Annotated in this window: 1 protein-coding gene; it reads left to right on the top strand. The window is 59.9% G+C overall.

Going from position 1 to position 728, the window contains the following annotated elements; genetic code table 11:
* Positions 1-393: 393 nt before the first annotated feature.
* A partial coding sequence (locus tag ACRXB1_RS37045) for a DnaJ domain-containing protein (RefSeq protein WP_449494906.1) occupies positions 394-728 on the top strand: 335 nt, incomplete at its 3' end.

Consider the following 728-nt stretch of genomic DNA (forward strand, 5'->3'; position numbering starts at 1 on the left):
GCGCAGGCGGCGCCGGAGCAGCACGACGACGTTGTCGATGCCGACTTCAAGGAAGTGAAGAAGGACTGAGTCGATTGAATCGCGAAAGCGTGTCATCGGCGAAGGTTGACCCGGTCTCGTGCGACTTCGTGCGGGACCGCGATGGAAGATGTCTTGCGAGAAGTTGAGCGCAAGTACGAAGAACGCGCCTGGCGAGCAAATTGGCTCCCCGGGCACGTTGTTTTTTAGAGGGCGCGGCGCTTTGTGCGAATTATTGTCGCCGGTCACAGGCTGACCGGGCGAATCGTACAAAGGCGAAGCGTCGACAAATCACATGAGTCGCAAGACTCCAGGCATCCAAGAGGGAGCTGTCGGCCTGATCGAAAAGATCGGGCGCGGTGGCGCTGAACCGATATGGCGAAACGGGATTACTACGAGGTTATGGGCGTCGCGAAGAACGCGAGCGACGACGAAATCAAGAAGGCGTATCGCAAGCTTGCGATGAAGCATCACCCCGACCGCAATCCGGATAGCAAGGATGCGGAAGAGCGTTTCAAGGAGGCCAAGGAGGCCTACGAAATGCTCTCGGATCCGCAAAAGCGCGCGGCTTACGACCAGTACGGACATGCCGGCGTCGATCCAAACATGGCCGGTGCTGGCCAGCAAGGTTTCGGCGGGTTCGCCGATGCCTTCGGCGATATATTCGGCGACATCTTCGGGCAGGCGGCCGGGGGCGGCGCGGGTGCAGA

Source organism: Caballeronia sp. M23-90, from assembly GCF_053574605.1.